This is a genomic window from Nocardia uniformis NBRC 13702, from assembly GCF_001613345.1.
In the GTDB taxonomy this organism is placed as follows: Bacteria; Actinomycetota; Actinomycetes; order Mycobacteriales; family Mycobacteriaceae; genus Nocardia; species Nocardia uniformis.
The window spans coordinates 70,594-90,279 of the sequence record NZ_BDCE01000086.1 but is presented as its reverse complement, the minus strand read 5'-3'; the positions used below and the strand labels follow the sequence as shown (position 1 = coordinate 90,279).

Genomic DNA, 19,686 nt, shown 5'->3' with positions numbered 1-19,686 from the left:
GCGCTTCCTCACCCTCGTAGACGAGAGTATCCGCGCCGAACACACGATGACCACGCCAGCGCGCCCGTTCCCGCGAATCACGCGGATTGCGGCAACAGTCACCCTCTCCGCCCTGCTCACGATCGCCACCGCCTGCTCCGGGACAACGACCACCGCCGATGTTCCCGCCTACGCCGTTGCCACGCAGTCGGATCCGCAGTTCGACAACACCTTCCGACACGAGTTCGCCGATATCGACGGTGTCCGAATGCATTACGTGACCGGCGGCAGTGGCTCACCGGTGGTACTGCTGCACGGTTGGCCCCAGACCTGGTACGGGTGGTGGCCGATCATGCCCGCGCTCGCCGAGCATCACACCGTTTACGCCGTCGACCTGCCCGGGTTGGGAGATAGCACCGGATCGCCTATCGGCTACGACAAGGCGACATTGGCACGGTACGTCCACACTCTGATCGCCGACCGGCTCGGGGTGCGCGACGCCCGTGTCATCGGCCACGACTTCGGCGCGGCGGTGGCGTTCCAGTACGCCAGCCAATTCCCCTCCGACACCGCACGTCTGGGCTACCTCGACCTGCCGCTGCCCGGGCCCGCGATCGACGCACCCACCTATCGCACCATGAGCTGGCACATCGCCTTCCATTCGCAGCGACGGGTGCCCGAGGCGGTGGTCGGCGACGATGTCCGCGAGTACCTGGCCCTGTTCTACCCGCAGGTCTCGTACGGCGGAACGGCTTTCGGCGGCACCTCGGATCGTTCGCCGTTCACCGACGCCGAAATCGACGAGTACGCACGGACTTACAGCCGACCCGAGGTGCTGTCCGGCGGGTTCGAGCTCTATCGCGCGCTGGACCAGGATGTCAGCGACACCATCGCGGCCGCACCGACCGACGTCCCGGCCCTGCTCATGACGGCCCAGGGCCAACTCGACCCGGTTCGAGCCACCACGGCCCCACGCATGACCAATATTGTGCGGGCAGTCGACGTGCCGAACGCGGGCCACTGGCTCGTCGAGGAGAACCCCCAGTTCGTCATCGCGGAGTTGCTGCGCTTCCTCGACGGATAACCGTCTCGGTGGCGCTGGTCGACCTGGACAGCACGATCGACGGACGATCCTTGACAGGCAAGTCGCCACTTGCCTAACGTCGTACTCATGGGTGATCTCTTCAAGGCCCTCGCCGATCCCACCCGGCGGACCATTCTCGACGAGCTCACCGAGCACGACGGGCAAACCCTGTTCGAGATCTGTGTCCGCCTGACGAGTCGGCATCAGGTGACCCTGACCCGGCAGGCCGTCTCCCAGCATCTGGCGGTGCTGGAGGAGGCCGGGCTGATCACCACGCGCAAGCAGGGGCGGTACAAGTTCCACCACCTCGACACCACTCCCCTGGCCGCCATCTTCGAACGGTGGCGGCCACCAGGAAAGGAGAGCAACCGTGCGGATCCATAGGACCAGCGTATTCGTCGACGACCAGCAGAAAGCCCTCGACTTCTACACCGATGTACTCGGTTTCACCACCAAGCACGACATCCCACTGGGTGCGGACCGGTGGCTGTCGGTCGTCGCACCGGAGGACCCCGAGGGCGCGGAGCTACTGCTCGAACCGGATAGGCACCCCGTGGTCAAGTCCTACAAGGAGGGGCTGGCCGCAGACGGCATTCCGATCGCGTCTCCAGGTCGCGGATGTGCGGGCGGAATATGAGCGCCTGCGCCGACACGGGGTGATGTTCACCCAGGAACCGCTCGAGACCGGGCCGGTGACCACGGCGGTCTTCGACGACACTCGCGGGAATCTGATCCAGATAGTCACTGCGGCCTGAACCGCATAGACCGCGAGCGATATCAGTGCGAGGTCGGGGAATCTTCGGTGGCGGCGGTTCGCTCGTCGAGGAAGGCACGTGCTGTCTCGGTGAGTCGTTGCTCCGAAACCTCTTCGGCTCCTTCGGCATTCACCACGATCGCGGTCGGATAGATGCCGCGCATAATGTCCGGGCCGCCGGTCGCGGTGTCGTCGTCGGCGGCATCGAAGAGCGCTTCCACAACGAGTCGCAGTGCGCGGTCCTCGTCGATGTCGGGGGTGTAGGTCTTCTTGAGTGAGGATTTCGCGAACAGCGAACCGGATCCGATCGCCGCGTATCCGAAATGTTCCTCGGTGCGACCGCCGACGACGTCGTAGGAGACGATGCGGCCGACCTTGCGGGGATCGGTGGCATTGAGGTCGTAGCCGACCAGCACCGGCACCACCGCCAGGTCCTGCAAGGCGGCGGGGAGGTTGTCCCGCACCATCTTCGAGAGCTTGGTGGCCTTACCGTCGAAGGTCAGCGGCACACCTTCGATCTTCTCGTAGTGCTCGAGTTCGACCGCGAACAGCCGAATCATCTCGACCGCGACGCCGACGGTGCCCGCGAACCCGGCCGCCGAATAGGAGTCGGTAATGAACACCTTCTCCATATCCCGGCTGGCCAGCAGATTCCCCATGGTCCCCCGCCGATCCCCGGCGAGCAGCACCCCACCGCGATAGGCCACCGCGACAATCGTGGTCCCGTGCGGAGCGTCGACTTTCCCGCGCCCACCGAACCGGTTACCCGGCAACAACTCCGGCGCGTGCTGCCGCAGATACTCGGAGAACGATCCCACCGAGTACCCCATATCGAGCGAAAAGCCGTCCTCGAAATCCACCCGGTCCCTCCTCGATACCCGTGACCGACAAAGCCTTACCCGCCCGACGCTACCTGCCGAACTACCTGACCGCGACCACGTCGCGATATATCCGATCCACGATGGCATCGAGACTCCAGTCCGCGTCTATGCGGACCTCGTCGACGAACGGGAGCGGCTGCCAGCCCCGATACCATTGCCGCATCGTCGATTCCGGAATCGATGCCGCTAGTGGGCGCCCGGCGTGGCGGATCAGTGTCTGGTCCAGCGTCAGATCGAAGCTGTAGAAGAGCGCGTGTGGCGTGGTGGCCACGAGCACCACGTCCTGCGCGACGACCGCGCACGTACCACGGCCGAATCGTTGCTGAACTTCGATCGCCGTGGTGCTCTTGCCCGAGCCCGAGTTGCCGCGGATCACCACCAGGGTGCCTGCCTTGCCCACCATGGTCGGACATCATCGTGCGAACTCGGAATTCGATGACGGGCAGGGGGCGGCGGACCCGTTATCGGGCAGGTACTGTCGGGGTCGTGTTCACGTGGATTCGGGTGACGGCGCTGATGGCGGTCACGCTGATGCTTGCCACGTGGGCGATGGTTCTGACCAATGGGGTGGATTCAGAATCGCTGGTCGCCATTGGTGCGACCACTGTCCTGACGCTGGCCGTGCTGGCGGTATTGCCTGCGAAACGGCCGATGGCCCTGGTCGCGGTGAGTTCCGGGCCGCCCGAGTCGGCGCGCCGACGGCGGGGGGCATTTCAGCGGCAGAGCAATCCGGATACCGCGGGGCGTCCGCGTCCACGAGCTCCGGGGTGGCGGCTCTGAGCTGACCGTGCCTTATTGAGCACGGTCGGCTTCGGCTGTCCTATTCCCTGCGCGCCGGATGTCGGCGCGTCTCCCAGTAAGGGTCCCCCATGCTCGATTTCGTTTACTATCCTGTGTCCGCTGTGCTCTGGTTGTGGCACACCGCCTTTGCCGCCGTCTTCGGTGGGGCGAGTGGTCTCGCCTGGGTACTCGCGGTGATATTTCTGGTGATGACATTGCGGGCGTTGCTGCTGCGGCCATTTCTGGCACAGGCGCGATTCATGCGGGCGCTGGCTGCCGCGCAACCCGAGATGCAGCGGATTCAGCGTGATTACGCCGATGATCCGACACGGCGGACGGCCGAATTGCGAAAGATTCAGCAGCAACACGGTGTCAATGTGCTGACCGGTTTCTTGCCGATCGTCGCTCAGGGTTTGGTTTTCCTCGGCCTGTTCCATGTGCTGCGGTCGTTTCAGGACGCCGCTACCGCGAATTATGTGTTCGGGGCGGATCAGGTGCGGTCGTTCCTGAGTGCGACAGTGTTCGGCGCCCCACTGACCTCGGCGTTGACCACGGTGGCCGACACGTTCGCGGCCACCACGGCGGTGGTGATTCCCCTCGCGCTCCTGACGGCGGTTGTCACCCACCTCACTGCCCGTGTGTCATTGCGGCGGCAGGAACCGACGACCGGGCAATTCGCCGACATCATGAAATTCGTATCATTGTGGGTATTTCCGATCGGCTCCGTGATCGCCGGGGCGGTCATGCCGCTGGCGATTGTGGTGTACTTCGCGACGAACAGCGTGTGGACGCTGGTGCAGCAGCATGTCGTCGCGCGACGAACGGGTGCGCAACCAGACGTGGTACCCGGCTAGTGCGGCTCAGGCCTCGGATATCGCGAGCAGGTGGGTGCCGATGACACGTACCGCGTCGGGGACGCCGGCGCGGGTGCGCAGTCGGGCGGCCAGGGCGATTTCATTGAGTACGGTCTGCGCGGCCTGTACCCGGATGCGAGTACCGACCGGACCCCATGCCGGATGCACCTGCCGGGCGAGATTCACCCATTCGCCGATATAGGCGCGCTGTGACGCGCGGGCGCGGTGGCGTTCCGTCTCGGGCAGGTGTACCGCCTCGGAGAGGAGAATCTGGACGAGGTGGGGGTTTTCGAAGACGAAGGCGCTGTAGCTGCGCAGCAGTCGGTCCAGGCCGTCGCGGGCGTCGGTCGCCTGGGCGAAGGCGCGGGTCATATCCATGCGCAGCCATTCGTCGCCGCGGTAGACGGCCGCGATGAGGATATCGGCCTTCGTCGGGAAGTGGTTGTAGACACTGGGGCCCGAGATACCCACTTCGGCCCCGATGTCATCCATGCTGACACCCGCGAATCCCTTGTGGGCGAACAGTTTCGTGGCTTCGGTGAGGATCTTTTCGCGGCGGGAGCCGGTGGTCGCGATACCCGATTTCGCGGTGTCGGCGGACAGATTGTCGGGTAGGGAAACAGGTGCGTCGATGGTCGCGTCGATGAGTTCGCCCAGCAGGGTTCGGAATTCGGGTTCGGGTAGCGACTGACTGTGGAACGAGACGCTGTCGCCGATGGCGAGCACGCAGCGGGCCAGCAGATCCGCTTCGGTCGCCCCCAACTCGGGTCGGCGGACGCGGACCAGTTCGGTCACTCGGTCCACGACGCGATGGGTGACCTCGCGCAATGCGAACAGGTTGCCGGCGGACAGATGCCGGGACTCCCGCCGCCACAACACCCCGACGGCACGATGTTCGAGCGCCGCGGCGGCCACACTCGCCCCGATGCTGTCGGCCGTCGCGGCGGCCAGGGCGGAATCGATGGTGTGCAGCGCGTCGCCGACCACCGTCACGAGCAGATCCTGCTTGCCGCGGAAGTGCCGATAGAGCGCGGACGGGCCGATGGCCACCGCGTCAGCGACCTCACCCATGCCGACGGTGGTGTATCCCTTGCGGTAGAACAGGTCCGCTGCCGCCGCCACAATCAGCTGTCGGCGGTTGGCGGGTCGGGTACCCCGGGCAGGGCCGATCACCACCGGTTGATTCGGCGCGCTCACCATGTCTTTCACCTCCCGTCGCCAGCGATCCTCATTCCTACCTCATCGGCCCGCGCCGACCGATATCAGCCGAGCTGCGACGCGTCCCCACCCGACTGAGCGAACCGGATGGTGGATCGGATCTCGGCCGCGACCTGCGCTGGCGCTTCCAGCATCGGCACGTGGCCGACGCCGGACAGGGTGCGCGACCGGACCTTCGGTAGCCCGGTCACCATGCGCGCACTCGATGGCCGAGGCGGGACGATCCGGTCGTATTCGCAGAAAACCACCGTCGTCGGCGCGGTGACCCGCTCCAGAATATTGCCACCGACGTCATCCGCGGAATTTCCGATATCAGTGGCGGACTGTGCGAGAAATTCGTGGTAGCAACGGCAATGCGCCGCTGATTCGATCGCGATCGCAGCCAACGGCGCGGGCACTCGCGTCGGTCGGTAACTCAGCATCCGCAGCACCGACAGGCGGGTCAGCTGCGCGACGATCGGGAGTCTGGTCAGTGGAATGAGCGGCAGCCCGTAACCCATGAGCTTGAATTTGCGGGAGACCGACGCCGCCACGGCGCCGCCGATCCGCCACAAACCCGGCACCCCGATCCCGGTGATCGAACGAGCCCGGCCGCGCGCGCCGAGTTCGAACGACAGGTACCCACCCAACGAATTGCCCGCGAAATGCGCCGTCGCCCAACCGGCCTCGTCCATCACCTGTTCCAGGTAGTCGGCGAATCCCGCGACGGACGCGGATCCGGTCACCGGCGGCCCGCCCCAGTGCCCGGGCAGGGTGACCGCCAGAACATCGAATTCCGTGGCCAATTCATCGATCACCGCACCCCAGGCCTGCCAGTTCATGGTGAAGCCGTGCACCAGCAGCAGCGGTTCACCGGAACCGACACGCCGGATCGGGGGTGGAGTGTCGAAACGCGCCAGTGCGTTCATCGGGTGGGTCCCATCGTCGTGCGCCTCCGGGATCGAGACACGGATGTCTGTTGCGCGCCGCCCTATAGCGAGCACGCAATCAGATCCTTCATCACTTCACCGGCTCCCGCACGGTGCCGCCGCATGCGGGAGTCGGCGCGGTTGTGGGTAGCGGTCCTCAGATATTGAATCCGCCGCCGCAGACCAGGGTTTGTCCGCTGATGTAATTGGATTCCGGCAGGCACAGCAGGTACACCGCGCCCGCGGCCTCCTCCGGTGTGCCACCACGACCCAGCGGGATCATCTGCTCCATGGCTGCTAGGAGGTTCGGGTTGACGCCGACCTTGATCTCCTTGCCCTGCACATCGATGGTGCCGCCACTATCGGCGGGTGCCTCGGTGAGCCGGGTCTTGATCATGCCGAAGGCGACCGCGTTGACGGTGACGTTGTAGCGGCCCCACTCCTTGGAGATGGTTTTGGTGAGACCGAGGATGCCCGCCTTGCCCGAGGAGTAATTCGCCTGTCCCGCATTACCTCCGGTGCCCGCCAGGGAGGAGATATTCACGACTTTGCGGCACGGAATGGGTTCACCGGCCTCCTTGGCCTTCTTCACCTGGGCGGCGATAACGGGCTGCGCGGCACGCAGAATCCGGAACGGCGCCTTGAGGTGGACGTCGAGAATGGCGTCCCACTGCTCGTCGGTCATTTTCTGGATGACCGAATCCCAGGTGTAGCCGGCGTTATTGATAATGATGTCGAGACCACCGAAGGAGTCGACGGCGGTCTGCACGAATCGCTCCGCGAAGCCTTCCTCGGTGACGCTGCCCGCACATTCGACGGCTTTGCCGCCCGCGGCCTCGATCGCGGTGACGGTTTCCTTGGCGGGTCCGGCATCGAGGTCGTTGACCACGACGCTGGCGCCCTCGGAGGCGAGCTTCAGCGCGATCTCGCGGCCGATGCCGCGACCCGAACCGGAGACAATGGCCACCTTGCCATCAAGTGTTCCCATGGTGCGCAATACCTTTCAGAGTGCGACGACAGCGTCGCCGGTCAATGTAACGGTGCCGTCAGCCAGTGTGACAGCGAGTTCGAGGGTGGCGCGGCGTTCGCCGTCCACCTCATCGATGGCGACCACCGTGCCGGTGGCGGTCGGTTGGCCGTGCACCGGAGTAATGGCGGCGAACCGCACCCGGTAGGACCGAAGCTGTTGCTGCGACACCCAATTGGTGAGCAGCCGGCCGAGGTAGGCCATCGACAGCATGCCGTGTGCGAAGACGTCGTCGAGACCGGCGGACTTGGCCACGTCGGTATCGATATGCATCGGGTTGTGATCGCCGGACGCTCCGGCGAACAGCGCCAGGGTGGTGCGGGAGATGGGCCGAATCTTCAAGGGCGGCAGCTCGGTGCCGACTTCGACTGCTTCGAGGGTGCTCATTTGCCTGCTCCCGGGTTGCGCACGACGATCACGGATTTCAGGTCGGCGACGGCGGTACCGTCGGCGCGGGTGACCGCGGTTTCCTTCACGATGAAATCGAGCGCCCCACCCTTCTTGCTGTACACGTCGGCAATGCGCGGCGTCGCGGTCAGCACATCGCCCGGGTAGGCGATGGCATGGTAGGTGAACGACTGCTCGCCGTGCAGAACGAACCGGAAGTCCACGCCCGCGTCGGCCAGGAATCCGAACGCGTCGGGGCTCTCCATTTCGATGGAGAACAGGAAGGTCGGCGGTGCGGGCAGATCGGCATACCCGGCCGCCTTGGCGGCCTCGACATCGGTGTACACCGGATTCGTCTCGCCGATGGCCTTGGCGAAGAAGCGCAACCGCCCGGCGTCGACGGTCAAACTCGTTGCGGGAAACTCTTTCCCGATCAGAGCGGGATCTACAGCCATGCTCAGCTCACCTTCTCGTACAGCGTGACGACGGCGGCGCCGCCGAGCCCGATATTGTGTTGCAGCGCGAGCGTCAGGTCGCCGTCGACCTGTCGCGCGTCGGCCTGTCCGCGCAACTGCCACACCAGTTCCGCGCACTGCGCGAGGCCGGTCGCGCCGAGCGGGTGGCCCTTGGACAGCAGGCCACCGGAGGGGTTGGTGACCACCCGTCCGCCATAGGTGTTGTCGCCGTCATTGATGAACTTCTCCGCCGTCCCCTCCGGGGTCAGCCCGATGGCCTCGTAGGTGAGCAGCTCGTTGGCGGTGAAGCAGTCGTGCAGTTCGACCACGCGGATATCGGTCGGCGCGACCCCCGAGGCCTCGTACACCTGGTGTGCCGCGGCCTTGCTCATGTCGTAGCCGACGATTTTCGTCATATCCTTCTCGGTGAAGGTGGACGGGAGGTCGGTGGCCATGGCCTGCGCCTTGATCACCACGCCGGCATCGATACCGTTGGCCTTGGCGAACTTCTCACTGACCAGCACCGCCGCGGCCGCGCCACAGGTGGGCGGGCAGCACTGCAATCGCGTCAGCGGGCCGTAGATGTGCGGGGAGGCAAGGACTTCCTCGACCGTCACCGGATCGGTGAATACCGCGTAGGGGTTATTGGCGGCGTGCTTGCGCGACTTCACCGAGATCTTGGCGAAGGTTTCCGGCGCGGTGCCGTACCGTTCCGCGTACTGTCGCCCCGCACCGCCGAACATCTGTGCGGCGAACGGGGATTGGTCGCGCTCCTGGATTTCGTCCATCACCACGTCGAACCGAGCCATCGGGCTCGGCCGATCGGTATAGCCCATGGCCAGCGCACCGCGCTGCATTTGTTCGAAGCCCACGGCGAGGGCCACATCCACCGCACCGGATTCGACCGCCTGCCGCGCCAGGAACAGCGCCGACGATCCGGTCGAACAGTTGTTATTGACATTGATCACCGGAATACCGGTCTGCCCCAGGCCGTAGACCACGGCCTGCCCGCAGGTCGAATCGCCGTAGACGTATCCGGCGTAGGCCTGCTGGATCTTCTCGTACCCGATCCCGGCGTCGGCCAATGCGGCCCGTGCCGCCGTCGTACCCATGACGTCGTAGGACTCGGTCCGACTCGGCGTGGTGAAAGGAATCATTCCCACACCCGCCACGACCACTCGCTGACTCATCACGATCCTCACCGTTGAAGCTATTGGATATTCACTTAGTGAACCCGACATCCGCCATTCGCGCAATCATCCCACTGTTAGCAGCCGGGTTTCCGGGTAGCCGGTGATTAACCCGGAGTCGATGACGCGGAGTGTGATCGGTGTTACCCTATCGCCGATTCACATCGTGAGCATGGAGGAATACGCCGATGTACCTCACCCAGGGCCTGCACCGCGCCGTCCAGCAACACCCCGACGCGATCATGACCATCTACGCGGACCGCACCCGCACCTTCGGTGAGGTCGCCGATCGGGTCGCCCGATTGGCCGGCGCGTTGCGGAGTCTCGGGGTGACCGCCGGCGACCGGGTCGCGATGCTCTCGCTGAACTCCGACCGCTACAGCGAGTACCTGCTCGCGGTGCCCTGGGCCGATGCCGTACTCAATCCGGTCAATATTCGGTGGAGCCCGGCCGAAATCATTTACAGCTTCGTCGATTCCGGTACCACGGTGCTGTTCGTCGACGACGCGTTCGCGCCGATGCTGCCCACGATCCGCCAGGAGTATCCGGGGCTGATCGCGGTCATCCACTGCGGTGACGGACCCACCCCGGACGGCACGCTGTCGTACGAGCAACTCATCGCCGACACCGCACCGATCGAGGACGCGCGCCGGGGCGGGGATGCACTGGCGGGCCTGTTCTACACCGGCGGCACCACCGGTTTTCCCAAGGGCGTCATGCTCAGTCACGACAACCTGTTCGCCTCGGCGCTCGGCTCCATCGCCAGTGGCTACCTCTTCAAGCCGAACGGCCGGTACCTGCACGCGGCACCCATGTTCCACCTCGCCGATCTGGCGGGCTGGCTGGCCGAGGTGATGCTCGGCGGCACGCACATCATCATTGCGGCGTTCGAACCCGTCGCGACCATGAAAGCACTGGCGACGCACCAGGTTACCGATGTGCTACTGGTGCCGGTCATGATCCAGATGCTGGTCGATCACCCGGCCGCGACCGACTACGACCTGTCCGGCGTGGAACGCATTCTCTACGGTGCGTCCCCGATCGCCCAGGCCGTCCTGGAACGGGCCATGAAACTCTTCCCCGGCGCGGGCTTGACCCAGGCGTACGGCATGACCGAGGTCGCTCCGGTGGCCACACTGCTCGGACCCGCCGAACACGTCGCGGGACTGCTACGTTCGGCCGGTCGCGCCGCGCCGCACGCCGATCTGCGCATTGTGGATGCCGAGGGTATCGAGGTGCCCCGGGGCACCGTCGGCGAGATCGCGGTACGTGGCGACCATGTGATGCTCGGCTATTGGAATAAGCCCGAGGAGACCGCGGCCGCGGTCCGCGACGGGTGGATGCACACCGGCGACGGCGGCTACATGGACGATCGAGGCTACGTCTTCGTGGTCGACCGGATCAAGGACATGATTGTCAGCGGCGGCGAGAACGTCTATTCCGCCGAGGTGGAGAACGCCGTGGCGGCGCATCCGAGCGTCGCGGCCTGCGCGGTCATCGGCGTCCCCGATCCGGAATGGGGTGAACGGGTACACGCCGTCATCGTCTGCCTGCCGGACCGCACCGTAACCGCCGCCGAGATCCGCGAACACGCCAAAACCCTGATCGCGGGCTACAAGGCCCCGCGCACCATCGAGATCGTGGACGCCCTCCCGGTCTCCGGTGCGGGCAAGATCCTCAAACGTGAACTGCGCAAGCGGTATTGGGGCGATTCCGACCGTCAGGTGCATTGACCATCGGATGAGCCTCGGCGGCAGTGCCTTTCCGAGCGGAAGTCGCCACCGCGGGAGGAGTTCATCTCGGAGTGGAAGGCATCGGTCAGGACGCAGCGGCTTCCGCGAGGCTCACGCGAATCAGGCGGGCCATAGCGGCGGATACCGTGCGCAGCGGTTCGTCCGAGCGCCGCACTCGCGCCAGGATGGTCGCCCCCTCGTAGGCCGCGACCACGGTGGTCGCCAAGTCGTGTGCCTCCCCCGCGGGCAAGCCCATATCGGTGAGCAAACGCGCGAACCCCCGCGCCATGGCATCGAATGCAATTACGCAGGCCGTGCGCACCACCTCCACGTCACTGCCACCATCGAGTGCGGGCGTACCCACCGGGCAGCCGTCGGTCCAGTCCGAGGCAGCGAGTTTCGCGGCCATCGAATCGAAGACGGTTGCCGCCGTGGCGAACACATCGCCCGGAGCCTGACTGATCATGTGGCCCACCAGCACCCCCGTCTCGGTAATGGCCGCGACCGCGATCTCCTCCTTACCGCCCGGAAAGTGGTGGTAGATGGACCCGTACGGCAGCCCCGCCGCCTCGCTCAACTTCTTCAGACCGAATCCGTGGTAGCCGTGCCGCGCCAGCAGCCCGGCCGCCGCCACCTCGATCCGCCGTTTGGAATCCGAAACCATCTAGTCAGGGTATTCACCCGTCCTGACACATATCGGGCGAAAACCCGACCATAACGGCGGGTGAGAGCCACGCGACCCGCACTCCGACTGTGCCCGTGGCACTACCCGGCCGCGCGGCGAATTAGGCTGGCCGCCGTGGCGGTATCGAACAGCGCGCGGCGCAGGATCATCGAGTGGGGACGCCGGGCACTGGGCCTGGACGTCCCACCCTCCGACCACACCGCTGCCGCACTGCACGTCGCCGAATCCGAAGTGCCGGGTCTGGACCGGCGGGAAACGCTGCAACTGACCCGAATCCGGCTGCTCGGCGCGACGGGCGCGGTCATCATGGCCATTTCCGCGCTGGGGGTCGGCGCCCAACCGGTACGGCAGAACCCGACGTCCGGCATGCGGGTACTCGGGTTCTTCGCGCGCGCCCACACCTCCACGCTCACCATGTGCATGATCGGCACGGTGCTCGTCATCATGGCGTGGCTGCTGCTCGGACGGTTCGCCATCGGCGGCTGGGGCGGCAATCCGCGACATCGGCTGTCCCGGTCGCAGATGGATCGAACACTGCTGCTGTGGATCATTCCGCTCAGCATCGCGCCACCGATGTTCAGCAATGACGTCTATTCGTATCTGGCACAGAGTGAAATCGCCCAACGCGGGCTCGACCCCTATGTGGTGGGACCGGCCGACGGGCTCGGGCTCGATAACGTGCTCACCAAGAACGTGCCGAATATCTGGCGGGAGACGCCCGCGCCCTATGGGCCGCTGTTCCTATGGATGGGTAAGGGCATAGCGATCCTCACCGGCGACAATATTATTGCCGGGGTCTGGCTGCACCGGCTGCTGGCGCTGGGCGGTGTGGCGCTGATCGTGTGGGCGCTGCCGCGACTGTCACGACGCTGCGGGGTCGCGCCGGTGAGTGCGCTGTGGCTCGGCGCGGCCAATCCGCTGGTGCTGTTCCACCTCGTCGGTGGGGTGCACAATGACGCGCTCATGCTCGGGCTCATGCTGGCCGGGCTGGAGTTCACGCTGCGGGCCATCGAGGACACCCATCCATTCGATAAACGCGCGTGGGCATTGCTGCTGTTCGGCACGGTGGTCATCACGCTGTCGTCATCGATCAAGGTCGTATCACTGGCCGCCCTGGGGTTCGTGGCAATGGCCCTGGCGCGGCGCCTGGGCGGCGGATTCAAGCAGGTGCTCCTGGCCGGGGCGATCCTCGGCGCGGTGGCGGTGGCGACGACACTCTTGGTCACCACCGCCAGCGGACTCGGATTCGGCTGGGTGCACACGCTCAATACCGCGAGCGCGGTGCGCAGTTATCTCTCGCTCCCCACGGCGATCGGAATAGCCACCGGCTTCGGCGGTGTGCTGCTCGGTCTCGGCGATCACACCACCGCGTTGCTCAGCATCACCAGACCCATCGGCTACCTGGTGGCCGCCTTCGTCATGACCCGCATGCTGTTCGCGACGTGGACCGGGCGACTGCATCCGGTGGGTGCGCTCGGAGTGTCCTTCGGTGCCCTGGTCCTGCTGTTCCCGGTCGTACAGCCCTGGTACCTGCTGTGGGCGATCGTGCCGCTGGCAGCCTGGGCGAACCGACCGCTCTTCCGGGTTCCGGCCATTACCCTCTCGGTCATCGTGAGCGTGCTCGTCATGCCGCGCGGTGCCGACTTCTATGTGTTCCAGATCGTGCAGGCGGCCATCGCGACCGTGATCGTCGGGCTGTTGCTGATCTTCCTGACCCGAAAGGTGCTGCCGTGGCGTAACCAGCCGGGGGTGTCGGCTCCGTCACAGCAGGCCACAGCCTACGGTGTCAGATCGTGACCTCAGGACCCGCCGTTAGCGTCGACGGCGTCGCGAAACGGTACGGCGACATCACCGCGGTCGACGGCATCAGCTTCGAACTCGAACGCGCGCAAGTACTGGCATTGCTCGGGCCCAATGGGGCGGGCAAGACCACGACCACCGAGATGTGCGAAGGATTCGTAACCCCCGATGCCGGAACGGTGCGGGTGCTCGGACTCGATCCCATCGCCGATTCCGATCGGTTGCGGCCGCGCATCGGTGTGATGTTGCAGGGCGGCGGAGCCTATCCCGGCTCACGAGCCGGGGAGATGCTCGATCTGGTGGCGTCCTATTCGGCCGCGCCGCTGGATCCGGAGTGGCTCTTGAGCACGCTCGGACTCCAGGACGCGCGCCGCACCCCCTACCGGCGGCTTTCGGGCGGGCAGCAGCAGCGGCTCGCGCTCGCCTGCGCACTGGTCGGTCGCCCGGAGATCGTCTTCCTCGACGAACCCACCGCCGGATTGGACGCGCAGGCGCGACATCTGGTGTGGGAGCTCATCGACGCACTGCGCCGCGACGGGGTGAGTGTGCTGATGACCACGCACATGATGGACGAGGCCGAACAGCTCGCCGATCAGCTGGTGATCATCGATCACGGCCGGATCGTCGCGCAGGGCACGCCGTCGGAGGTGACCTCGCACGGCGCGGAGGGACGGCTGTGCTTCATCGCGCCGCCGAAGCTCGACCTCACGCTGCTGGAAGCGGCGCTGCCGGAAGGTTTTGCGCCGCGCGAGGTCGGTCCCGGCTCCTACCTGCTGCAGGGCGATATCACCCCGCAGGTGCTGTCCACCCTCACCGCGTGGTGCGCGCGAATCGATGTGCTGCCCAGCGATATTCGTATCGACCAGCGCAGACTCGAAGATGTATTCCTCGAACTCACCGGACGGGATCTGCGGGCATGATCGATACAGCCAATCGGTTCGCACCCGGCACCTTCACACCCGATCCGCGACCCACCACGCGCGCGGCCATGCTGGCCGCGCAGACGCGGATGGAACTGATCCTGTTGCTGCGCAACGGGGAACAGTTACTGCTCACCATGTTCATTCCGATCACACTGCTGATCGGATTGACACTGCTGCCCCTGAACGGGCTCGGTGAGAGCCGGGTGGATCGGGTGGTGCCCGCCGTCATGATGGTGGCGGTCATGTCCACGGCATTCACCGGGCAGGCGATCGCCGTCGGCTTCGATCGCCGCTACGGGGCGCTGAAGCGCTTGGGGGCCACGGCATTACCACGGTGGGGCATTGTCGCCGGGAAGTGCTCGGCCGTACTGATCGTGGTGGTGTTGCAGTCGATTCTGCTGGGCGCCATCGGAGTCGCACTGGGGTGGCGGCCGTCGGCGCTCGGGCTGGTGCTCGGCGCGGTGATCATCGGCCTGGGCACGGCGACTTTCGCCGCGCTGGGGCTACTGCTCGGCGGCACGCTGAAGGCCGAAATCGTGCTCGCCCTGGCGAATATCCTCTGGTTCATTATGCTCGGTATCGCGAGCCTGGTCCTCATGTCCGACGATCTGCCGTCGGTGGTGGGCTGGCTGGCGCGCGCGGTGCCGTCCGGGGCGCTGTCGGAAGCGCTGTACCGGGCGCTCGGCGGGGCGATCGACTGGTACGGCGTCGCCATGCTCGCGGTGTGGGGCGGGGTCAGCGGCTGGCTCGCCACCAGGTTCTTCCGTTTCGACTGAACGGTTTTCGATACCGGTGTGCGGCCCCGGGCACCGAGTGACCGGGGCGCTGCCATTCACTTCTTCAGCAGCTCGACCATGTCGAGATAATGCTGGTTGAACATAATCCCGAGCACATTGCCGAACGGGTCCACCACCGAGGCGGTGATGAATCCGGGCCCCTGCTCGGTCGGCTTGGAGTGCTCGGACGCACCGAGTGACAGCAACCGTTCGAACGCGGCCTCGACATCGTCGACAGCCCAGTACGTCATGGCTCCGGCGGGCGCACCCGACACCGGGTGGGGTGCGTATCGCGCGTCGAGAATGCCGAATTCGGCCTGGTAGTCACCGATGCGGAATTCGACATAGGCGATCTGACCGGCGAACTCCTTCTCGAAGTACGGCTCCACGCCGAACACTTCCGCGTACCAGCGGACGGCGGCCGGGACATCGGTGGCGAAGTGATTGACGGTGGTGAGTCCTCGCAGCATCGGGCTTTCCTTCTCTCTAGTGGCTGATGAGAACAATCTTCCCCGGTAAAGTGCTCACCAATTGAGCACTTTTTCTGGGAATCTGAGACCATGCGCGCCGACCGACTCGTAGCCGCCCTGCTGCTGATGCAGTCCCGGGGACGGGTGACCGCCGCCGAACTGGCGGAAGAACTCGAGGTGTCCGTGGCCACCGCGCGACGGGATCTCGAAGCCCTCTCCGCCGCGGGCATTCCCGTATATCCGCAGGCCGGACGCAATGGCGGCTGGTCATTGCTCGGTGGCGCGCGCACCGACCTGAGCGGTTTATCGGAGTCCGAGGCGCAGGCGCTGTTCCTGCTCGTCGGACCGGCCGCGGCGGTATCCGGCGAGGCGAAAGCGGCGCTGCGCAAACTGGTTCGGGCGCTGCCGCAGACCTTCCGCGCTGAGGCGGAGGCGGCCGCGGATGCCACCCTGATCGATTCGACCCGCTGGGGCGAGCCCGAACGGCAGCGGCCCGCGATGGTCGAACTCCTGCAATCCGCCGTGGTGCGACGGCGCACCGTGCGACTCGGCTACACCAATGCCGCGCGGGAGCGCTCCGACCGACTGGTGCATCCGTGGGGCCTGGTCGACAAGGACGACAGCTGGTACCTCATCGCGGGAACCGAGACGGGGCAGCGCACATTTCGCGTGGATCGCATTGTGGCCGCCGAACCGACCGACCAGCCGTCGCAGCGTCCGAATGATTTCGCCCTCGACCAAGCCTGGGAGCAGGTCGTCGGCGAAATGGAACGCAATCGGTCGCGCACCTGGGCGACCCTGGATATCGAAACCCGATTCGTGCCCATCCTGCGCGATCAGTTCGGACGACACTGCGAAACCGAGACCGACCTCGGCGACGGCCGCAGTCGCGTTCGCGTCGGCGCCCCCACTCCCCTGGATATCGCCCGCCACCTGGCTGGTTGGGGTGCGCTGGTCGAGGTGCTCGAACCGCCGTCGGTGCGCGGTGAGCTGGCGCGCATCGGCGTCGAACTCTCGGCGCGCTACGGCCCAACCCCCACCTAACGACATCTTGTAGTAGACCGGGTGATTCGCGCGTATTCGCTCCCGCTACCATCGTTGCGTGCTGTCCCGCGCATTCCAGCGACTCGCCGACTTCTTCCCGCTGCCGTCCCTCCGGACCCAGCGACTCATTGCCATCCTGGTGATTCTGTCGCAGGCCGGAATCTCGGTGACCGGGGCCATTGTCCGCGTCACCGCCTCGGGCCTCGGCTGCCCCACCTGGCCGCAATGCTTCCCCGGCAGCTTCGTCCCCGTCACCGTGGCCGAAGTCCCCTTCATCCACCAGGCCGTCGAATTCGGCAACCGCCTGCTCACCTTCGTGGTGTGCCTGTTCGCCGGTGCCGTGGTGCTCGCGGTGACGCGGGCGCGGCGACGGCACGAGGTGCTGGTGTACGCGTGGCTCATGCCCGCGGGCACCGTGGTGCAGGCCATGATCGGCGGTGTCACCGTCCGGACCGGTCTGCTGTGGTGGACGGTCGCGGTACACCTGCTGGCCTCGATGGTCATGGTGTGGCTGGCCGTGCTGCTGTACGCCAAGATCGGCGAGCCCGATGCCGGGCTCGAAACCGTCCAGGCGCCCCGGCCGTTGCGTCTGCTGACGGTATTCAGTGGCGTGGCCCTGGCCGGGACGCTCATCGCGGGGACCCTGGTTACCGGCGCGGGACCGCATGCCGGTGACAAGAGCCTGGAACGGCCGGTCGAGCGGCTGCAGGTCGAGATCACGCCGCTGGTGCACCTGCACTCCGAACTCCTGGTGGCCTACCTCGCCCTCCTGATCGGCCTGGCCTGCGGCCTCGCCGCCGTCGGAATGACCAGCGCCATCCGCAAACGCCTCATCGTCCTCATCGCCCTGGTCTGCGGCCAGGCCCTGGTCGGCATCGTCCAGTTCTTCACCGACGTGCCGGCCGCTCTGGTCGCCATCCATGTCGGCGGTGCGGCGGCGTGCGTGGCCGCCACCGCGGCCCTGTGGGCGGCCATGCGCACCCGCGAAGCGGTGCCCGCCGATATCCGCGAACCGATCGGTGAGACCGTCTAGTTCGCGACCTTGCGCGCGGCCAGTTCGGCGATCACCAGGAACCACACGCCGACGGCGATGGCCAGCAACACTTTTCCGACTGTGCGCAGCGACGGCACGTCCGTCGCGGCCGCCGTGGACAGGGTCGCCACCGCCGTCATCCCAGTGGGAATACCGTGGCCCAGCGCCGAATGTTGTACCCCAGCCGGACCCGGGCGATTTCGGACACGCACAGAATCACGTAGCCGACGAACGTGAGGGCGAGCAGCGCGAACGTCACCACGCACAGCACCTCGTGCGGCGGGCCCGTCCACCGGTGCCACGCGACCAGTTTCGAAGCGGCCAGGGTGGAGATAAATCCCGCCATCCTCGCTCTCGCGCCATCCGGCCAGCACAACCCATTCGGCATCACCGATCAAGCAACCACACAGCATCACACCCATCGAATCCGCGAATCACCTAGTCGGCCTGTATCCGCACGGCCAACCGAGCGGATACAGCAATACCACCACTCATACATCGATCTTCATCGATGGTTGTATCGATCGACGACCATCGATATAGTCCAGTGGCAATTGATCGATGAGCGTCGATGAAGACAAGGAAATGGAACTGCTGTGACAAACGAATACGAGGCCCTCGTGGTGGGCGGCGGACAGTCCGGACTCGCCGCCGGATATCACCTGCGGCGACGCGGTTCGACGGTGGCGTTGCTGGAAGCCGGGCCGGAGCCGACCGGTTCCTGGCCGCGGTACTACGACAGTCTCACCCTGTTCTCCCCGGCGAGATACAGCTCCCTGCCGGGTCTTCCGTTCCCCGGCCACCCGGACCATTACCCTCACCGCGATGAAGTCATCAACTACCTGCGTACCTACGCCGACACCCTCGACATCGACATCCGCACCGGCCACCGGGTGCACAGCGTCGACCACGGCGAACACGGGTTCACCGTCCGCACCGATACCGGCGCGGCGTTCACCGCGCCACGGGTAATCGCGGCAACCGGCGCATTCGATTCGCCACACATCCCAACCGTGCCCGGCCAGGATCGCTTCGCCGGAAAACTATTGCACGCCAGCGAATATCGCTCGCCCGACCAGTTCGCCGGAGAACACGTGATCGTCGTCGGCGCCGGAAATTCCGCGGTGCAGATCGCGGTGGAACTCGCCGACACCGCGACGGTGACGCTCGCCAGCCGCACGCCGGTGAAGTTCGCGCCGCAACGCCCCCTCGGCCGTGACATGCATTTCTGGTTCACCATCACCGGGATCGACGCGGCACCGGTCGGGCATCTGCTCCGGAACCCGCCGACCGCACCGGTTTTCGACAGCGGCCGCTACCGCGCCGCTCTCGACGTCGGCCGCCCTCGGGCGCGGCCGATGTTCACCAGCGTCGAGACCGACAGCGTGGTGTGGCCCGACGGCACCCGCACGCCGGTCGATGCGATTGTCTTCGCCACCGGATATACCCCGCACCTGCCCTACCTGTCCGCTCTCGGAGCACTCGCCGTCGACGGCCGACCACGGCACCGCGGTGGGTTGTCCACCACACACCCGGGTCTCGGGTATCTCGGGCTGGAATTCCAACGCAGTCTGTCGTCGAACTCCCTGCGCGGGGTCGGCCGCGACGCCGATCGGCTTGCCCACCACCTCATCCAGCGCAGCCCGACCGCGAAGACATCGCCGCGGCAGCGCCGCGGATCGGCGCGGTGATTGGTTCGATCCCT

Annotated in this window: 23 protein-coding genes and 1 pseudogene; 12 read left to right on the top strand and 12 right to left on the bottom strand. The window is 66.0% G+C overall.

Going from position 1 to position 19,686, the window contains the following annotated elements:
- The first annotated feature begins 46 nt into the window (after positions 1–46).
- The 3 genes and pseudogenes from NU1_RS31855 to NU1_RS31845 all read left to right on the top strand — a co-directional run bounded on the left by NU1_RS31855 (position 47) and on the right by NU1_RS31845 (position 1,818).
- Positions 47–1,063, top strand: coding sequence for an alpha/beta fold hydrolase (locus tag NU1_RS31855; RefSeq protein ID WP_067527178.1), 1,017 nt, complete (start codon positions 47–49; stop codon positions 1,061–1,063).
- 87 nt (positions 1,064–1,150) lie between these two features.
- Positions 1,151–1,447 carry an ArsR/SmtB family transcription factor gene (locus NU1_RS31850; protein ID WP_067527177.1) on the top strand — a complete coding sequence of 99 codons (297 nt, stop codon included), beginning with the start codon at positions 1,151–1,153 and terminating at the stop codon, positions 1,445–1,447.
- Positions 1,434–1,818 (top strand): annotated as a pseudogene (locus tag NU1_RS31845) (VOC family protein). The gene NU1_RS31850 and the pseudogene NU1_RS31845 overlap by 14 nt, the downstream one beginning before the upstream one ends.
- 22 nt (positions 1,819–1,840) lie before the next feature.
- Here the strand turns inward: NU1_RS31845 and prcB are convergent.
- Positions 1,841–2,647, bottom strand: coding sequence for a proteasome subunit beta (gene prcB, locus NU1_RS31840; protein WP_067527201.1), 807 nt, complete (start codon positions 2,645–2,647; stop codon positions 1,841–1,843).
- Between the two features lie 91 nt (positions 2,648–2,738).
- The gene (locus NU1_RS31835) at positions 2,739–3,098 is read right to left on the bottom strand and encodes a P-loop NTPase family protein (protein WP_169815175.1); all 360 of its coding nucleotides are present in this window, start codon (positions 3,096–3,098) and stop codon (positions 2,739–2,741) included.
- Positions 3,099–3,184: 86 nt separating this feature from the next.
- Here NU1_RS31835 and NU1_RS31830 point away from each other — a divergent pair, with 86 nt between their 5' ends.
- Both NU1_RS31830 and yidC read left to right on the top strand, forming a co-directional pair.
- A complete protein-coding gene (locus NU1_RS31830) occupies positions 3,185–3,478 on the top strand; it encodes a DUF6412 domain-containing protein (protein ID WP_084521990.1) in 294 nt (97 codons plus the stop codon).
- An 89-nt stretch (positions 3,479–3,567) separates the two neighbouring features.
- Positions 3,568–4,332, top strand: coding sequence for a membrane protein insertase YidC (gene yidC / locus NU1_RS31825; protein ID WP_067527175.1), 765 nt, complete (start codon positions 3,568–3,570; stop codon positions 4,330–4,332).
- Between the two features lie 6 nt (positions 4,333–4,338).
- Here yidC and NU1_RS31820 read toward each other — a convergent pair whose 3' ends face one another.
- From NU1_RS31820 to NU1_RS31795, 6 genes are all read right to left on the bottom strand, one after another.
- Positions 4,339–5,532, bottom strand: coding sequence for a TetR/AcrR family transcriptional regulator (locus NU1_RS31820; protein ID WP_067527174.1), 1,194 nt, complete (start codon positions 5,530–5,532; stop codon positions 4,339–4,341).
- Between the two features lie 62 nt (positions 5,533–5,594).
- Entirely contained in the window at positions 5,595–6,458 is an 864-nt protein-coding gene (locus tag NU1_RS31815) for an alpha/beta fold hydrolase (RefSeq protein WP_067527173.1), read from the bottom strand.
- 157 nt (positions 6,459–6,615) lie between these two features.
- On the bottom strand, positions 6,616–7,446 hold the full coding sequence (locus NU1_RS31810; protein ID WP_067527172.1) for an SDR family NAD(P)-dependent oxidoreductase: 831 nt from the start codon (positions 7,444–7,446) through the stop codon (positions 6,616–6,618).
- Positions 7,447–7,461: 15 nt separating this feature from the next.
- A complete protein-coding gene (locus tag NU1_RS31805; RefSeq protein ID WP_067527171.1) occupies positions 7,462–7,872 on the bottom strand; it encodes a MaoC/PaaZ C-terminal domain-containing protein in 411 nt (136 codons plus the stop codon).
- On the bottom strand, positions 7,869–8,327 hold the full coding sequence (locus tag NU1_RS31800) for a MaoC family dehydratase N-terminal domain-containing protein (protein ID WP_067527170.1): 459 nt from the start codon (positions 8,325–8,327) through the stop codon (positions 7,869–7,871). The genes NU1_RS31805 and NU1_RS31800 overlap by 4 nt, the downstream gene beginning before the upstream one ends.
- 2 nt (positions 8,328–8,329) lie before the next feature.
- A complete protein-coding gene (locus NU1_RS31795; protein ID WP_067527169.1) occupies positions 8,330–9,517 on the bottom strand; it encodes a lipid-transfer protein in 1,188 nt (395 codons plus the stop codon).
- Between the two features lie 188 nt (positions 9,518–9,705).
- Between NU1_RS31795 and NU1_RS31790 the strand changes: the two genes are divergently transcribed.
- The gene (locus NU1_RS31790) at positions 9,706–11,250 is read left to right on the top strand and encodes an acyl-CoA synthetase (protein ID WP_067527168.1); all 1,545 of its coding nucleotides are present in this window, start codon (positions 9,706–9,708) and stop codon (positions 11,248–11,250) included.
- A gap of 85 nt (positions 11,251–11,335) precedes the next feature.
- Here NU1_RS31790 and NU1_RS31785 read toward each other — a convergent pair whose 3' ends face one another.
- Complete coding sequence (locus NU1_RS31785; protein ID WP_067527167.1) at positions 11,336–11,914, bottom strand: TetR/AcrR family transcriptional regulator; 579 nt, start codon at positions 11,912–11,914, stop codon at positions 11,336–11,338.
- A 135-nt stretch (positions 11,915–12,049) separates the two neighbouring features.
- On the opposite strand from NU1_RS31785, the gene mptB reads away from it, so the two are divergent.
- Genes mptB through NU1_RS31770 form a run of 3 tightly spaced genes read left to right on the top strand, consistent with a single transcriptional unit; the run spans position 12,050 to position 15,434 of the window.
- Positions 12,050–13,732 carry a polyprenol phosphomannose-dependent alpha 1,6 mannosyltransferase MptB gene (gene mptB, locus NU1_RS31780; protein WP_067527166.1) on the top strand — a complete coding sequence of 561 codons (1,683 nt, stop codon included), beginning with the start codon at positions 12,050–12,052 and terminating at the stop codon, positions 13,730–13,732.
- A complete protein-coding gene (locus NU1_RS31775; protein ID WP_067527165.1) occupies positions 13,726–14,655 on the top strand; it encodes an ABC transporter ATP-binding protein in 930 nt (309 codons plus the stop codon). Before mptB ends, NU1_RS31775 begins: the two co-directional genes overlap by 7 nt.
- Positions 14,652–15,434, top strand: a complete 783-nt coding sequence (locus NU1_RS31770) for an ABC transporter permease (RefSeq protein ID WP_067527164.1) — start codon at positions 14,652–14,654, stop codon at positions 15,432–15,434. The genes NU1_RS31775 and NU1_RS31770 overlap by 4 nt, the downstream gene beginning before the upstream one ends.
- Before the next feature lie 56 nt (positions 15,435–15,490).
- Here the strand turns inward: NU1_RS31770 and NU1_RS31765 are convergent, their stop codons facing one another.
- Positions 15,491–15,904, bottom strand: a complete 414-nt coding sequence (locus NU1_RS31765; protein WP_067527163.1) for a VOC family protein — start codon at positions 15,902–15,904, stop codon at positions 15,491–15,493.
- 90 nt (positions 15,905–15,994) lie between these two features.
- Between NU1_RS31765 and NU1_RS31760 the strand changes: the two genes are divergently transcribed.
- Together NU1_RS31760 and NU1_RS31755 are read left to right on the top strand one after the other, a co-directional pair.
- Positions 15,995–16,948 carry a helix-turn-helix transcriptional regulator gene (locus NU1_RS31760; RefSeq protein WP_067527162.1) on the top strand — a complete coding sequence of 318 codons (954 nt, stop codon included), beginning with the start codon at positions 15,995–15,997 and terminating at the stop codon, positions 16,946–16,948.
- A gap of 58 nt (positions 16,949–17,006) precedes the next feature.
- On the top strand, positions 17,007–17,981 hold the full coding sequence (locus NU1_RS31755; RefSeq protein WP_067527161.1) for a COX15/CtaA family protein: 975 nt from the start codon (positions 17,007–17,009) through the stop codon (positions 17,979–17,981).
- On the opposite strand, the gene NU1_RS41950 is transcribed toward NU1_RS31755, so the two are convergent.
- Both NU1_RS41950 and NU1_RS31750 read right to left on the bottom strand, forming a co-directional pair.
- Entirely contained in the window at positions 17,978–18,121 is a 144-nt protein-coding gene (locus NU1_RS41950) for a hypothetical protein (protein WP_157553306.1), read from the bottom strand. The two genes, NU1_RS31755 and NU1_RS41950, sit on opposite strands and share 4 nt — an antisense overlap.
- Entirely contained in the window at positions 18,118–18,327 is a 210-nt protein-coding gene (locus NU1_RS31750; RefSeq protein WP_067527160.1) for a TDT family transporter, read from the bottom strand. The genes NU1_RS41950 and NU1_RS31750 overlap by 4 nt, the downstream gene beginning before the upstream one ends.
- A 250-nt stretch (positions 18,328–18,577) precedes the next feature.
- On the opposite strand from NU1_RS31750, the gene NU1_RS31745 reads away from it, so the two are divergent.
- On the top strand, positions 18,578–19,672 hold the full coding sequence (locus tag NU1_RS31745) for a flavin-containing monooxygenase (protein ID WP_067527159.1): 1,095 nt from the start codon (positions 18,578–18,580) through the stop codon (positions 19,670–19,672).
- The last annotated feature ends 14 nt before the right edge of the window (positions 19,673–19,686 follow it).

Coding starts and splice junctions, on each gene's coding strand:
- NU1_RS31760 (WP_067527162.1), top strand. CDS start 15,995: ATGCGCGCCGACCGACTCGTAGCCGCCCTGCTGCTGATGCAGTCCCGG.
- yidC (WP_067527175.1), top strand. CDS start 3,568: ATGCTCGATTTCGTTTACTATCCTGTGTCCGCTGTGCTCTGGTTGTGG.
- NU1_RS31855 (WP_067527178.1), top strand. CDS start 47: ATGACCACGCCAGCGCGCCCGTTCCCGCGAATCACGCGGATTGCGGCA.
- NU1_RS31770 (WP_067527164.1), top strand. CDS start 14,652: ATGATCGATACAGCCAATCGGTTCGCACCCGGCACCTTCACACCCGAT.
- NU1_RS31815 (WP_067527173.1), bottom strand. CDS start 6,458: ATGAACGCACTGGCGCGTTTCGACACTCCACCCCCGATCCGGCGTGTC.
- NU1_RS31785 (WP_067527167.1), bottom strand. CDS start 11,914: ATGGTTTCGGATTCCAAACGGCGGATCGAGGTGGCGGCGGCCGGGCTG.
- NU1_RS31750 (WP_067527160.1), bottom strand. CDS start 18,327: ATGGCGGGATTTATCTCCACCCTGGCCGCTTCGAAACTGGTCGCGTGG.
- NU1_RS31790 (WP_067527168.1), top strand. CDS start 9,706: ATGTACCTCACCCAGGGCCTGCACCGCGCCGTCCAGCAACACCCCGAC.
- NU1_RS31805 (WP_067527171.1), bottom strand. CDS start 7,872: ATGAGCACCCTCGAAGCAGTCGAAGTCGGCACCGAGCTGCCGCCCTTG.
- NU1_RS41950 (WP_157553306.1), bottom strand. CDS start 18,121: ATGACGGCGGTGGCGACCCTGTCCACGGCGGCCGCGACGGACGTGCCG.
- NU1_RS31820 (WP_067527174.1), bottom strand. CDS start 5,532: ATGGTGAGCGCGCCGAATCAACCGGTGGTGATCGGCCCTGCCCGGGGT.
- prcB (WP_067527201.1), bottom strand. CDS start 2,647: ATGGGGTACTCGGTGGGATCGTTCTCCGAGTATCTGCGGCAGCACGCG.
- NU1_RS31800 (WP_067527170.1), bottom strand. CDS start 8,327: ATGGCTGTAGATCCCGCTCTGATCGGGAAAGAGTTTCCCGCAACGAGT.
- NU1_RS31810 (WP_067527172.1), bottom strand. CDS start 7,446: ATGGGAACACTTGATGGCAAGGTGGCCATTGTCTCCGGTTCGGGTCGC.
- NU1_RS31765 (WP_067527163.1), bottom strand. CDS start 15,904: ATGCTGCGAGGACTCACCACCGTCAATCACTTCGCCACCGATGTCCCG.
- NU1_RS31850 (WP_067527177.1), top strand. CDS start 1,151: ATGGGTGATCTCTTCAAGGCCCTCGCCGATCCCACCCGGCGGACCATT.
- NU1_RS31795 (WP_067527169.1), bottom strand. CDS start 9,517: ATGAGTCAGCGAGTGGTCGTGGCGGGTGTGGGAATGATTCCTTTCACC.